Genomic DNA, 13,109 nt, shown 5'->3' on the forward strand with positions numbered 1-13,109 from the left:
TGGAGAGTAAGGAACAGATCTGCATGAGCTCCACCCAGCGTTTCCGCACCTTTGGCGAGCGCGTCGTCGGCCCCGGCCGGCCGGTGTACGTCACGGGTGAGATCGGCATCAACCACAACGGCGACCTCGACAACGCCCTCGCGCTGGTCGACGCCGCCGTCGAGGCGGGCTGCGACGCGGTGAAGTTCCAGAAGCGCACGCCCGAGGTCTGCACGCCGCGCGATCAGTGGGACATCGAGCGCGACACGCCCTGGGGCCGGATGACGTACATCGACTACCGGCACCGCGTGGAGTTCGGCGAGGAGGAGTACCGGGTGATCGACGCGCACTGCAAGGAGCGCGGCATCCAGTGGTTCGCCTCCCCCTGGGACCCCGAGGCCGTCGCCTTCCTGGAGAAGTTCGACGTCCCGGCCCACAAGGTCGCCTCCGCCTCGCTGACCGACGACGAGCTGCTGCGCGCCATGCGCGCCACCGGCCGCACGGTGGTCCTGTCCACCGGCATGTCGACCCCGAAGCAGATCCGGCACGCGGTGGAGGTGCTGGGCAGTGACAACATCCTGCTCTGCCACGCCACCAGCACGTACCCGGCGAAGGCCGAAGAGCTGAACCTGCGCATGATCCACACGCTCCAGGCCGAGTTCCCGAACGTGCCGATCGGCTACTCCGGCCACGAGACCGGCCTTCAGACCTCCCTCGCCGCCGTCGCCCTCGGCGCCGTCTTCGTCGAGCGGCACATCACGCTGGACCGCGCGATGTGGGGCTCCGACCAGGCCGCCTCGGTCGAGCCGCAGGGCCTGGCCCGGCTGGTGCGCGACATCCGCGTGGTCGAGGAGTCGCTGGGCGACGGCGTGAAGAAGGTCTACGACAGCGAGCTGGCGCCGATGAAGAAGCTGCGCCGGGTCAAGGGAGTCGTCGCGGAGGCCACCGAGGCGTCCGAGTCGGCGGGAGCAGAGAAGGAGCCGGTCGGCGTATGACCGAAGACGGCACCGCCGAAGCGACCGTCGCCCTGGTCGAGAGCCCGGTCCAGTTGCTGAACGTGCTGGAGTGGGCGTACCAGGGCGGCACCGTCATCCCCCTGACGGTGGTCGTGCTGCCCCCCACCGAGCCGCTGTCGCGCGGCCAGCTCCGCCGCATGGCGGAGCTGGCGATGGACGACGGCCTGGAGGTCCGCTGGCAGGAGGCGCGCGGCGGCGCCGGTCCGCTGCGCACGTTGACGAGCCTGGCCCGCCCGCTGCGGCGGGCCCGCCGGGTGGTGCTGGGCGACCCGTTCTCGCGGTACGTCCAGACGCTGCTGACGATCGTCAGGGCGCGGGAGGTCGTCGTCGTGGACGACGGCACGGCGACGATGGAGTTCACGGCGCAGTTGGCGCGCGGCGAGCGGTTCGTACGCTGGCACCGCAGCGGGCGAGGGGGCGGGGCGCGGGGGATGCTCTTCGCGCCGGTCGCGAGCGCGGCACGCAGGCGGCTGACGCCGTCGGCGGGGGGTGGCGCGGGGGGTGGCCCGTCGGGGGCGGGCTCGTCGGCTACGGGTACGCAGGTGGAGCCGGGCGCGGGCACGCGGGTCGAGCCGGGCCCGGGTACGCGGGTGGAGGTCTTCACCTCGATGCCGGTGGTGGACCCGCCGCCGGGCCTGAAGGTGACGGCCAACGAGTTCGCCTGGACCCGCTCCCGCTTCGGCCCGCCGAGCGTCGGCACGGCCACCGACCTGGTCGGTACGTCCCTGGTGGAGACCGGCGTCGTGGACCACGACCGGTACCTGGAGGCGGTGGCGTCGCTCACCAAGGCGTACGGCGCCACGCGCTACTTCGCGCACCGCAGGGAGCGGGCGGACAAGCTCCACCAGCTCCACCAGCACACCGGCCTGGAGATCGTCCGCCCCGACCTGCCGCTGGAGATCGTCGCCCGCCGCGGCCCCATCGGCCGCACGATCGTCAGCTTCCCGTCGACGGTGGTGCACACGCTGCCGCTGGCCCTGGCGGGTACGGGCGTGAAGGTCGCGGTCTGCGAGGTCGACCCGAGCTGGCTGACGGCGACGGCGTCGCCGCGGGCGCAGGGCTTCCTGTCGTCGGTGGCGGGGGCGGCCCGGGAACGGCGCGGGGTCGACGGGCTGCCGGTGGGCCCGGCGACGGCGACGGGGTGGTCGGGGGCGCCGGCGGCGTCGGTGTGAGGCGGGGACGGCGCGGTCTGGAGCGGGGGCGTGGGGGACGTAGACCCGGAGGTTTGCTCCCTTACGCGCGGGATGGCCGCGTGAGCGCCGGAGTGTACCCATCACGCGCGCCGGTCATGCACCCGCGGGACTGAAATTTTGTTGATCCCTTCTCGGCGGCAAGGGTGATCCCCGTACGCTGCACAGTGTGAACCAACTGATGTCCCGTGACGCCGAGCCCGAGTCCGGCCCCGACGCGCCGCTGCCCGGGGCGCTTCCGGACGCGCTGAACGCCGAACTCATCGCGCTCCGCCGGGACTTGCACATGCATCCGGAGCTGGGCAATCAGGAGTTCCGTACCACCGCGGCGATCAAGGAGCGGCTGGAGCAGGAGGGCCTCGCCCCGCGCGTGCTCCCCGCGGGCACCGGGCTCGTCTGCGACATCGGCGTGGACCCGGAAGGCCCGCCGCCCGGCCCCATGCTGGCACTGCGTGCGGACATCGACGCGCTGCCGATCCCGGACACCAAGACCGTGCCGTACCGGTCCGTCGTCCCCGACCGCGCCCACGCCTGCGGCCACGACGTGCACACGGTCGTCGTCCTCGGAGCGGGCATCCTGCTCGCCGGCCTGGCCCGCGAGGGGCTGCTGCCCCATCCCGTACGGCTGATCTTCCAGCCCGCGGAGGAAGTGCTGCCCGGCGGCGCCACCGACGCGATCGAGGTCGGCGTGCTCGACGGCGTGGGGCGGATCATCGGCGTCCACTGCGATCCGCGCGTCGAGGTCGGCCGCATCGGCCTGCGCCAGGGCGCCATCACGTCCGCCTGCGACCGCCTCGAAATCTCCCTCGACGGCCCCGGCGGCCACACCGCCCGCCCCCACCTCACCACCGACCTGGTCACGGCCGCGGCCCGCGTCGCCACCGACGTACCGTCGCTGCTGGCGCGCCGCGTCGACGCCCGCGCGGGCCTCGCGGTCACGTTCGGCCGCCTCCAGGCAGGCCACGCCTGCAACGTCGTCCCCCAGCACGCGGAACTCTCCGGCACGGTCCGCTGCCTCGACCTCGACACGTGGCGCCGCGCCCCGGACATGGTCCACGCGGCGGTCGACGAGGTCGCGGCCATGCACCGCGCGAAGTCCGCGATCACCTACGTCCGCGGGGTCCCGCCGGTCGTCAACGAGCCGGTGATGACGGCGCTGCTGGCGAAGGGCATGGCGTCGCGGCGGGGCGCGGAGTCGGTGGAGACGACGGAACAGAGCCTCGGCGGGGAGGACTTCTCCTGGTACCTGGAGCATGTCCCGGGCGCGCTGGCGCGGTTGGGCGTACGGGCGGTGGGTGACACCGGCCTGCCGCGGGATCTGCACCAGGGCGACTTCGACGTGGACGAGGGCGCGATCCGTGTGGGAGTTGAACTCTTCACAGCGGCAGCGCTGCTGGACGCGGGGCCGGTCGGCTAGCGTCACCCTTCTCACGCGAGTGATCAGTTGGACACTTGCGTCTCTATTGTCCGACTGATTGGCTACGCTATGTAGCGGATCGAGTTCGTAGCGTAGGGGGTTTGACGGATGACTCGACGCAACGCGACGGGAGACGGCGGCGGGGTCACGACCGCCATGATGTTCGGGGACGTGCTGAGACACTTCCGCGAGCGGGCGGGCCTGAAGCAGGTGGAGTTGGCGCGGCAGATTCCGTGCGACAGGTCGCATGTGGCGAGGGTGGAGACGGGGCGGAGTGTGCCGCCGGATGTCCTCGTGACGAAGTGCGACGAGATCCTGGACACGGGCGATCTGTTGATCGCGCTGTGGGGGAAGGTGGACTGGTATCCGGATGTGGGGCATCCGAACTGGTTCGAGCACAGGGCGCAGATGGACGCGGAGTGCGTGGCGATGCGCGAGTACCAGCGGCATGTGATTCCCGGTCTACTTCAGACGGAGAATTACGCGCGCGCATTGTTCGCCACTGAGCCGAACAAGGACGAGATCGAAGACCGAGTACGGGCCAGGCTCAGCCGTCAGCAGCGTTTCTTCTCTCCCGGCGAGCCGCCGTTGTACGTGGGGCTGCTGGAGGAAAGTTGCCTGCGCACGGTGATCGGTGGGGCGGAGGTCATGCGTGAGCAGTGCGCGCACCTGCTCACGGCAGGGGAGCGGGACAACGTCCGCATCCAGATTGTTCCGGCAGCGCGGCCGGGAATCTTCCGCCCCACGACGCCGCTGTCCCTCATCACCATGCCTGACACGCATGACTGGATCTATTGGGAGTCGCTGGACCGCGGACATCTGACCGACGCTCCAACGGTCTACGTGCGCCACGCGCAGACTTATGATGTGCTCAGGGCCGACGCTCTGTCAGCCGACGAATCCGCCGCTCTGATCGGCGAGTTCATGAAGGGATACCGGCATCATGGCCATCGCGTGGCGCAAGAGCAGCTACAGCGAGTCCAACGGCGGCAACTGCATCGAAGTGGCCGCGGAATGGCGCACGAGCAGTTACAGCGAAGCCAACGGCGGCGACTGCGTCGAGGTAAAGACAACCCCGACGGCGATCCCGGTGCGTGACTCCAAAGACCCCGAGGGTCCCCAGCTCGCCTTCACCCCCGCCGCCTGGACGGCGTTCCTCGCGGCCGTAAAGCACCAGGAGTTCCTCACCGCCTGACCACGCAACCGACGACGCCCGCGACTACGCGGGCGGCGTCGTTGTGGGGATCAGCGTCAGGTAGGCCAGGCCGAGCGGGCCGCGGTAGCCCCGCAGCCACATGGCGCGGTGGCGGTCGACGCGGTCGTGGGTCTCTGCCGCCAGGGGGTGGCCGGGGTGGGCGGCGAGCCATTCCTCGACGTCGGACTGGTAGGCGGACTCGAAGTCCTCCCATTCGTCGTTGTTCACGGTCTCGATCCAGGCGGGCCGGAAGCCCGCGGCGATCGCGAGGTCGACCAGGTCGGCGAGGTCGTGGTGCTCGCCGGGGGAGGCGTCCGGCCACATGGCCGACAACTCGTCCGGGGTGGGCGTGCGTTGCCAGATTCCTTCGCCGAGAACGACACGGCCCCCCGGGGTGACCAGGCGGCGGAGGGCGTGCAGGGCGGCGGGGGTGTGGTCGGGAGGCGGGGCATCGCTGAGGGCGTGGCTGGCGCCGAAGCACAGGACGAGGTCGGCGGGACCGTGGGCGGTGTCGGCGGCGGACTCCTGGAGGAAGTGGACGCGGTCGGCCAGCCCGCGGGCTTCGGCGTTGGCCCGCCCGCGGGCGAGGTCCTCTTCGTTGAGGTCGATGCCGACGCCGGTCGAGCCGGGTGTCGCCTCAAGGAACCGAAGCATGAACTCTCCCCAGCCGCAGCCGATGTCCAGCACGGACATCGGGGCGGTCGGGGTGGCCTGCGCGGACAGCCGGCGGATCATCCTGGCCGCCCGGTCCTCGGAGAGGGGGCCGTGAAACGTGAGCCGGGTCAGCCGCGGCGGGGAGGTGGCGTCGTCCATGGCCCGAACCGTAGGACGCCCCGGCAACTCCGCGACACCGCTTTCCGCCCGCCCGGCACCGCTTTCCCCCCGCCCCACACATCCCCTCACACCCACCCAAGGGTATGCGCCTGCTCTGACAACGCCTTGTGCCCGGCGCCGGGGTGGCGGGGGGTGGGGGCCGGGTCCGGGGGATCGGTACCGGAATGGGTGGTGGTGCGTGGGGTGGGCCGGTGGTCGGGGGGCCTGCGAGGGGAGTGGCCGTGACGTGTGGGCTCCCCCCGGGCCACCCCACTCCTTGAGTGTGCGGGCCTGCGTCCGCCGTCAAGGGCGTCCCCTCCGCTTCGCTGCGGGGACGTCGCTTCGCGATGGGGCTTCGCCCCACCCTTGACGGCGGACTCCGGCCCGAAAAGATCGGCGGCTATGGGTGGCCCGGAGGGAGCGGGCACCCTAACGCGGCGCTACGGATGCAGAGCCCCGACGACGGGGGACCGGAGCGCCGGAGACGGATCCGCCCCGATCGCCGATGGTCCTGGACGCCGGGGGGCGGACCACCCGAGACGGGCTTCCCCTGGTCGCGGGCGGGCGCCGCGCCTGGGCCAGGGCGGCCGGGCGAAACCCGATCGTGGATGCCCTGGCCGACCGGGGGCCGAGGGCCGGAGCGGGCTTGTCCGGTTCGCGGGCGGGGATGTCCCCGTACGCCCACTGCGTCGTGGCATGGGGATTGCGGCTTAACGAACTACCGCTTGAGCACCTCCACGAGACTGGTCAGGCTGCGGTGTGCGTGGCCTTCGGCGACTCCGCGGCGGAACAGGTCGAGGACCGCGGACGGGACGGATGCGTCGACGCCCGAATCCTCGGCTGTGTGCACGACATGCGTCAGGCTGGCCACGGCCATGCCCACGTTGTCGACCTCGCCTTCGTGGTTCCCGGCGTCGATGCGTGGTGCGTAGAACTCCAGGAAGTACTTGAAGTCCATGGTTTTCACCGCATGTTCGAGGAATTGTTCGGCGGAGATGCCGTTGGCCGCGGCCACCGACTGGCCGTGCAGGTAGCCGACGAGGCCGGTCCAGAACATGTTGATCCCGATCTGGTAGTACAGGGCCGCGAGGCCCGGGTCCTCGCCGAGGTATTCGATGCCGGTCAGCACCTCAAGGGCCGTCCGCTGCCTGGCGACCGCGTCGGCCGGGCCGCTGTAGTACGTTGCCGCATCCGCGCTGCCGATTCCCGACGGCGGGGTCTGGACGCCTCCGGTGATCTGTACGGCGCCGCGTTCGGCGAGCCATAGGGCGGTCTCGCGCGCTTTGGCCGGGGTGTCCGAGGTGAGGTTGGCGACGGTACGCCCGCTCAGCGCCTGCGGCGCCTGTTCGAGGATCGCGTACACGGCGTCGTAGTCCGTGAGGCTGAGCACCACCAGTTCGTTGGCGCGCAAAGCCTCCTCGACGCTGCCGGCCAACCGGGCGCCGCGCGCGACCAGTCCGTCCGCACGGGCGGCCGTGCGGTTCCACAGGGTCACCTCGTATCCGCGGTCGAGGTAGGTGGAGGCCATCGCATGGCCCATGGGACCGAGGCCGATGACGGTGACGGAAGCTTCGGGCATGAGGACTCCCTACTAAAATGAACGTTCTATCTAGTCTGCGGCACCGTAGCAGACCACTAGAACGAACGCTCTATCTAGTAGTCTGGGCCGTATGCGAACCAAGCACGAGGTCGGCACGAGGGACCGCATCGTCCGCGCTACGTCGAGGCTGATGCAGCGGAAGGGCTACGCGGGGACGGGCCTCAAGGACATCTCGCGGGAGGCCGAGGCCACGCTGGGCTCGGTGTACCACTTCTTCCCGGGCGGCAAGGTCGAACTGGCCGTCCAGGCGATCGGCCACGGCGACCGCGAGTTCGCGGACCTGCTGCGCACCGTCATGGAACGCGAGGACGACCCGGCGGACGCGATGGTCGCCTGCGCCCGCGAACTCGCCACCGGCATGCGCGACTCCGAGTGGATGGACGGCTGCCCCGTCACCACCGCCGCACTGGAGAGCGCGCGCCGCCTTCCGCAGGTCCGCGACGCCGCCGAGCGCGCCTTCGCGAACTGGCACGGCATCGTCCGCGACAAGCTCACGGCCGCCGGCATGGACGACGACATCGCGAGCGACCTTGCCCACACCGTGGTCAGCACCTTGGAAGGCGCCGAGATGACCGCCCAGATCACCCGGAGCACGACCCCTCTGGACCTCGCCGGAACACACCTGGCCCGCCTGGTCCGCTCCTACCGCCCTTAGCCGCGCCCTTCGACATTCCCCGAAACCCGGAACGCGTGCATTGCCGAGGGTCTTGGGGAAGGGGCGCCTTCCTGCGAGCGAGTTGGCGCGGGGGCGGCGGCTCCGCGCGCCACGCCTCCGGTGCGGAGGAATTGGGTCGTAACTCGCGGTAACACTCCCCGATTGGGCCCGATTAGGGCTTCCGGGGCTGTCTTTCGCGCATCCAGACGCACGGACCGCCCCAGCCCTCGCCGGCCGCTGCCCAAGCGGCCCGGAATGAGCGCTACCGGCGCGAAGTCCCGGTAACCAGCCCGCCAAACCGGCCCAAATCCCCCTCGGGGGCCGAGTTTTGCTACGCGACGCGCACGGACCCACCCCCAGATGGCGCATCCGCGTCCCAAGGTGACCCGAGTGCACGCCGCCGAGACAAACTCGCGGTAACCCACCCCCGAAAGTATCCCAAAACGCCCAGGCGGACCGACTTTCGCCCACCCACACGCACCCGGCCGGTGCCCCGGCCCGGTACCGCCGCCCGCGGGGCCCGAGCGGAGAAATTGGGTCGTAACTCGCGGTAACACCCGTCAATCCGAACCGATTCGGGACCCAGGGGCCGGCTCTTTCCCCTCCGTACGCACCCACCCGGCCCTCGGCGCCTCGCGACACCCACCCGACGACGCACCGGCCCTCCGACGCCCGCCCCCCGACACCGCGCTACGCCCGGAGACCGAGCCGCGCCACGCAGGGCTGCCGCCCCCGCAGTCCGGAGCCCGCCCGCGATTGGGGCAGACCCACCTCCAGCGGTCCGGCCCCCGCCATCCGGGACACCCCGCGACCGGACCCGACCCGTCTCCGGTAATCCGACCCCCGTCCGCCCGGGATGTCCGCGATCGGGACGGCCCATCTCCGGTGAACCGGCCCCCGTCCATCCGGCTGCATCCGCGATCGGGGCAGGCCCGCCTCCGGCGCTCCGTGCCCCCCGTCCGCCGGGATCTGCATCCGTAGCCCCGCGTTAGGGCGCCCGCTCCCTCCGGGCCACCCATAGCCGCCGATCTTTTCGGGCCGGAGTCCGCCGTCAAGGGTGGGGCGAAGCCCCATCGCGAAGCGACGTCCCCGCAGCGAAGCGGAGGGGACGCCCTTGACGGCGGACGCAGGCCCGCACACTCAAGGAGTGGGGTGGCCCGGGGGGAGCCACAACGACACCGCCACTCCCCTCGCAGGCCCCCCGACCACCGGCCCACCTCGCGGATCATGGCATCCCCGGCGCCGATCCCCTCCCCGCACCCGGGCCGCCCAGCGAACGCCGCCCAGCCCCGACACCGTCCCCCCGGAGCCGGCCCACCCACGCCACCCCGACGCCGCACACAAGGCGATGTCAGAGGAGCCGCATACCCTTGGGCGGGTGTGAGGGGATGTGTGAGGGACCCTCCCCACCACCCCCCACCCCGAACGCGCCCCCCGTCGCCGCCAGTACCGCCGCCGCGGCACTCCGCGCCGGCAACTGTGGGTCGGGGGCCGCGCGTAGGAGTACCGCGTGGTGGTACACCGGTGCCGTTGCGGCCATCAGCACTGCCCGTGCGTCCGTTCGCCCCGCCGGGAGTTCACCCCGTTCCGCCGCCCGCTCGACAAGGATCTCGCACTGCGCGTACCGGTCCTCCCACAGCCGCGTCTGGGCTTCCGCGGCCTGCGCGGAGTGGAACGACGCCGCCATCAGGGCGACCGCGAAGGACGGCTGTACGACCAGGGACTCCTGGATCTCCTCGTTGAGCGCCGTCAGGTCCCCGCGCAGGGAACCCGTGTCCGGTGGCTGCCAGTCCATCTCGCCTGCGGCCTCGATGACGTCGACCAGCAGGCCGCCCACGTCGCGCCAGCGGCGGTAGACCGTGGCGCGGTGTACGCCCGCGCGGGTCGCGACACCTTCCACCGTGAGTCCTTCGTGGCCGTTCTCGGCGAGTTCCGCGCGCACCGCGTCGAGGACCTGGGCGCGGATGCGGGCGGTGCGACCGCCGGGGCGGCGGTCCGGCGGCGTGGCAGTGGCGTCTGTCATCAGGGACCCAGTATCGGGTTGATCGCTGTGCCCGGACGGCCGAGACGGCCGAGACGGCCCGGGACAGCCGAAGACCGCCGAGGACAGCCGCGACGGCCCAGACGTCACCCGCGGCGGGCCTCGCGCCGGGGGCCGAGGGTGCCGATACTCGAAGTGCGGTCCACCGGACCGCGGAACGCTCCTCATCGCCAAGGTGGTTGCACAGATGACGCGACGTTCGAGGGCGGCACAGCATCCGATCCCGCCCCAGGTCCGGGAGACCTACGGTCCGACCGATCTCGGCTCGATGCCCCTGTTCGGCGGGGGGTTCATCAACTTCGGCCACTGGCAGGGCATCGACCTCGACCAGCCCCTGAGCGAACACGACCGGATCAGCAGTCAGCAGGCCATGTACCGCCGCGTACTCGGCACCCTGGCGCCCACCGCCGGGCTGCGGGCCCTGGAAGTCGGCTGCGGGCTGGGGGCCGGCGCCGCGGTGGCGCTCGAAGAGCACGGCTTCGCTCACGTCACCGGCATGGACATCCATCCGCAGCAGCTTGAACGCGCCGGGCAGGCCAACGCCGGCTTGCTGGCCCTACGCCCCGAGCGGCTGCGCTTCGTGCGGGGCGCGGCCGAGGACATGCCGTTCGACGACGGCGGGTTCGACTGCCTGTACAGCGTCGAAGCGGCCCAGCACTTCCGCGACCTCGGCGCGTTCGCTCAGCAGACCGCCCGCGTCCTGCGGCCCGGTGGCCGCGTCGTCGTCGCAAGCTTCTTCGTACCCGGCGCCGATCCGGCCGCTGCCGGGCGCCTGGCCGGCATGCTCCACACCTTCGCCGACGGACTGGACGTCGCGCACACCGTCCCCGCACTCGTCGGCAGCCTCGAACGGGCCGGTCTTGCCCACGTGCGTGCCGACTCCATCGGAGCGTCGGTGTGGCCCGGCTGGGACCGCTGGCTGGCGGGCATGTGGGAGCCGGGCACCTGGCCCCGCAACTTCCTGCGCGCCTTCGAGGACGGAATCCTCGACTACTTCACGGTTACGGCGCAGCGCCCCGAGGATCCCGTCCCGGGCATCGCGTAGCCGGAAAGTCGGCGTCGGCACCGGCGCCGGCAGACACGTGAACCCGGCAGCGGTACCGCTCCGGCCGCCGGCCGCGAGCGCACTACCGCTACAGTTGTCGCATTAGTGTTCGCGCACTGCCGACCACCTGCCCCGTGAAGGGAAACCGCCTTCCCGATGCCACCCCTCCCCGCCGATCCCACCGTGCTCCACCCGATGCCCGACCAGCCGCGCGTCGTCCTGCTCAAGCCCTTGCTGACGTCGCCGCTGATCGAGGCCGGCGACTTCTCGTACTACGACGATCCCGACGACCCGACCGCGTTCGAGACGCGCAACGTCCTCTACCACTACGGGCCCGAGCGGCTGGTCATCGGCAAGTACTGCGCGCTGGGCACCGGCATCCGGTTCCTCATGAACGGCGCCAACCACCGCATGGACGGCCCCTCCACGTTCCCCTTCCCCACCATGGGCGGCTCCTGGGCCGAGCACTTCGACCTGATCACCGGCCTGCCGGGCCGGGGCGACACCGTCGTCGGCAACGACGTCTGGTTCGGGCACGGCGCCACCGTCATGCCCGGCGTACGGATCGGCCACGGCGCGATCGTCGCCGCCGGGGCCGTCGTCACCTCCGACGTCCCCGACTACGGCATCGTCGGCGGCAACCCGGCCCGCCTCATCCGTACGCGCTACGACGCCGCGGAGGTCGCCCGGCTCCTCGCCGTGGCGTGGTGGGACTGGCCCGTGCAGCGCATCACCGAGCACGTACGGACGATCATGTCCGGTACGGTCGCGGAGCTGGAGGACGCTGCCCCGTAGGCACGCCGAGCCCTCTCCGCGCACCACGCCCCGCCGCCCGAAACGAGTGATCGTCCATGTCCCCTCGCCGCTCCCACATCGCCATGGTCGGCATCCCCGCCGTCAGCCACATCCTGCCCAGCCTCGCGGTCATCCGTGAGCTGGTCGCCCGCGGGCACCGGGTCACGTACGCCAACGACCCGCTCGTCGCCGACCGCATCGAGCCCACCGGCGCCGAACTCGTCCCCTGCACCTCCACGCTGCCCGTCGTCGACAACGACTGGCCCGACGACCCCATCGGCGCGGCCGACCTCTTCCTCGACGACGCGATCCAGGCCCTCCCACAACTGCACGCCGCCTACGGCGACGATCCGGCCGACCTGTACCTCTACGACATCGGCGCCTGGGCGGGCCGCGCCCTCGCCGAGGCGCAGGGCCGGCCCCTCCTCCAGCTCTCCCCGACGTTCGTCGCCTGGGACGGGTACGAGGAGGAAGTGGCCGCCGGGCTGCGGAAGTTGCCGGGCGCCGACGCGTACCAGGAGAAGTTCGCGCGGTGGCTGGCGCGGTGCGGGGCGACGACCACGGACGTGGACTCCTTCTCCGGGCGGCCCGGGCGCGCCCTCGCCCTGATCACGCGGGCGATGCAGCCGAACGCCGACCGTGTCGACACCGGCACGGTGACCTTCGTCGGCCCCTGCTTCGACCTGCGTACGAACACGGGCGCGGACGGCGCGGACACCGGCGCGGACGGCTGGAGCCGGCCGCCCGGTGCCGAGCGGGTGCTGCTGGTCTCGCTCGGCTCCGCGTACACCCGTCAGGCCGAGTTCTACCGGCAGTGCATCGCCGCCTTCGGCGACCTGCCCGGCTGGCACGTGGTCCTCCAGATCGGCAAGTACACCGACCCCGGCGAACTCGGCGCCGTCCCGCCCCACGTCGAGCTGCACTCCTGGGTCCCGCAGCGCGCGATCCTCGACCAGGCCGACGCCTTCGTCACCCACGCCGGGATGGGCGGCTGCGGCGAAGGGCTGCTGGCGGGCGTGCCCATGATCGCCGTGCCGCAGGGGGCCGAGCAGTTCATGAACGCCGACCGGCTCGTGGAACTGGGCGTCGCCCGCCGCGTGGACACCGCCGACGCCACCGCCGAGACCCTCCGCGCGTCGCTGATCGACCTGGTCGAGGATCCGCAGCGGGCCGAGCGCTCCCGGCAGTTGCAGGCCGCCGCCCGCGCCGAGGGCGGCACCCGGCGCGCGGCCGACCTCATCGAGAACCTCCTGCCCGCCGCCGAGGACCCCGTGCGCTGAGCCCGCCCGCGCCGCGCGGGCTCCCCCGGCCCTGCGTCGCGCCGCCCCGGCCCCGCGTCGCCCCCGGCCCCGCGCTGCGTCGC

The 13,109-nt window shown here is 71.9% G+C and carries 11 protein-coding genes and 1 pseudogene; 9 read left to right on the plus strand and 3 right to left on the minus strand.

What is annotated here, in order from left to right; genetic code table 11:
- Positions 1-23: 23 nt before the first annotated feature.
- The 5 genes and pseudogenes from QBL21_RS04675 to QBL21_RS04695 all read left to right on the plus strand — a co-directional run bounded on the left by QBL21_RS04675 (position 24) and on the right by QBL21_RS04695 (position 4,797).
- Positions 24-974 carry an N-acetylneuraminate synthase family protein gene (locus QBL21_RS04675; protein WP_407560694.1) on the plus strand — a complete coding sequence of 317 codons (951 nt, stop codon included), beginning with the start codon at positions 24-26 and terminating at the stop codon, positions 972-974.
- Positions 971-2,167, plus strand: a complete 1,197-nt coding sequence (locus QBL21_RS04680) for a hypothetical protein (protein WP_407560695.1) — start codon at positions 971-973, stop codon at positions 2,165-2,167. The genes QBL21_RS04675 and QBL21_RS04680 overlap by 4 nt, the downstream gene beginning before the upstream one ends.
- A 199-nt stretch (positions 2,168-2,366) precedes the next feature.
- Positions 2,367-3,602, plus strand: a complete 1,236-nt coding sequence (locus tag QBL21_RS04685; protein WP_407566304.1) for an amidohydrolase — start codon at positions 2,367-2,369, stop codon at positions 3,600-3,602.
- A 159-nt stretch (positions 3,603-3,761) separates the two neighbouring features.
- Positions 3,762-4,508, plus strand: a pseudogene (locus tag QBL21_RS04690) (Scr1 family TA system antitoxin-like transcriptional regulator); the annotation flags it as partial.
- A 37-nt stretch (positions 4,509-4,545) separates the two neighbouring features.
- On the plus strand, positions 4,546-4,797 hold the full coding sequence (locus tag QBL21_RS04695; RefSeq protein WP_407560696.1) for a DUF397 domain-containing protein: 252 nt from the start codon (positions 4,546-4,548) through the stop codon (positions 4,795-4,797).
- A gap of 24 nt (positions 4,798-4,821) precedes the next feature.
- Here QBL21_RS04695 and QBL21_RS04700 read toward each other — a convergent pair whose 3' ends face one another.
- On the minus strand, positions 4,822-5,610 hold the full coding sequence (locus QBL21_RS04700) for an SAM-dependent methyltransferase (protein ID WP_407560697.1): 789 nt from the start codon (positions 5,608-5,610) through the stop codon (positions 4,822-4,824).
- 718 nt (positions 5,611-6,328) lie between these two features.
- The gene (locus QBL21_RS04705; protein ID WP_407560698.1) at positions 6,329-7,189 is read right to left on the minus strand and encodes an NAD(P)-dependent oxidoreductase; all 861 of its coding nucleotides are present in this window, start codon (positions 7,187-7,189) and stop codon (positions 6,329-6,331) included.
- Between the two features lie 91 nt (positions 7,190-7,280).
- Here QBL21_RS04705 and QBL21_RS04710 point away from each other — a divergent pair, with 91 nt between their 5' ends.
- Positions 7,281-7,865, plus strand: coding sequence for a TetR/AcrR family transcriptional regulator (locus QBL21_RS04710; protein WP_407560699.1), 585 nt, complete (start codon positions 7,281-7,283; stop codon positions 7,863-7,865).
- A 1,351-nt stretch (positions 7,866-9,216) separates the two neighbouring features.
- Here QBL21_RS04710 and QBL21_RS04715 read toward each other — a convergent pair.
- Positions 9,217-9,888, minus strand: coding sequence for a TetR/AcrR family transcriptional regulator (locus QBL21_RS04715; RefSeq protein WP_407560700.1), 672 nt, complete (start codon positions 9,886-9,888; stop codon positions 9,217-9,219).
- Positions 9,889-10,093: 205 nt separating this feature from the next.
- On the opposite strand from QBL21_RS04715, the gene QBL21_RS04720 reads away from it, so the two are divergent.
- From QBL21_RS04720 to QBL21_RS04730, 3 genes are all read left to right on the plus strand, one after another.
- A complete protein-coding gene (locus QBL21_RS04720; protein ID WP_407560701.1) occupies positions 10,094-10,951 on the plus strand; it encodes a class I SAM-dependent methyltransferase in 858 nt (285 codons plus the stop codon).
- A gap of 156 nt (positions 10,952-11,107) precedes the next feature.
- Positions 11,108-11,746: a CatB-related O-acetyltransferase gene (locus tag QBL21_RS04725; protein WP_407560702.1), complete on the plus strand. Its 639-nt coding sequence runs from the start codon at positions 11,108-11,110 to the stop codon at positions 11,744-11,746.
- A 56-nt stretch (positions 11,747-11,802) separates the two neighbouring features.
- Positions 11,803-13,026, plus strand: a complete 1,224-nt coding sequence (locus tag QBL21_RS04730) for a macrolide family glycosyltransferase (protein WP_407560703.1) — start codon at positions 11,803-11,805, stop codon at positions 13,024-13,026.
- Positions 13,027-13,109: the final 83 nt, after the last annotated feature.

The sequence above is a fragment of the Streptomyces sp. 184 genome (genome assembly GCF_045781775.1).
GTDB lineage: Bacteria > Actinomycetota > Actinomycetes > Streptomycetales > Streptomycetaceae > Streptomyces.

Coding starts and splice junctions, on each gene's coding strand:
- QBL21_RS04675 (WP_407560694.1), top strand. CDS start 24: ATGAGCTCCACCCAGCGTTTCCGCACCTTTGGCGAGCGCGTCGTCGGC.
- QBL21_RS04680 (WP_407560695.1), top strand. CDS start 971: ATGACCGAAGACGGCACCGCCGAAGCGACCGTCGCCCTGGTCGAGAGC.
- QBL21_RS04685 (WP_407566304.1), top strand. CDS start 2,367: ATGTCCCGTGACGCCGAGCCCGAGTCCGGCCCCGACGCGCCGCTGCCC.
- QBL21_RS04695 (WP_407560696.1), top strand. CDS start 4,546: ATGGCCATCGCGTGGCGCAAGAGCAGCTACAGCGAGTCCAACGGCGGC.
- QBL21_RS04700 (WP_407560697.1), bottom strand. CDS start 5,610: ATGGACGACGCCACCTCCCCGCCGCGGCTGACCCGGCTCACGTTTCAC.
- QBL21_RS04705 (WP_407560698.1), bottom strand. CDS start 7,189: ATGCCCGAAGCTTCCGTCACCGTCATCGGCCTCGGTCCCATGGGCCAT.
- QBL21_RS04710 (WP_407560699.1), top strand. CDS start 7,281: ATGCGAACCAAGCACGAGGTCGGCACGAGGGACCGCATCGTCCGCGCT.
- QBL21_RS04715 (WP_407560700.1), bottom strand. CDS start 9,888: ATGACAGACGCCACTGCCACGCCGCCGGACCGCCGCCCCGGCGGTCGC.
- QBL21_RS04720 (WP_407560701.1), top strand. CDS start 10,094: ATGACGCGACGTTCGAGGGCGGCACAGCATCCGATCCCGCCCCAGGTC.
- QBL21_RS04725 (WP_407560702.1), top strand. CDS start 11,108: ATGCCACCCCTCCCCGCCGATCCCACCGTGCTCCACCCGATGCCCGAC.
- QBL21_RS04730 (WP_407560703.1), top strand. CDS start 11,803: ATGTCCCCTCGCCGCTCCCACATCGCCATGGTCGGCATCCCCGCCGTC.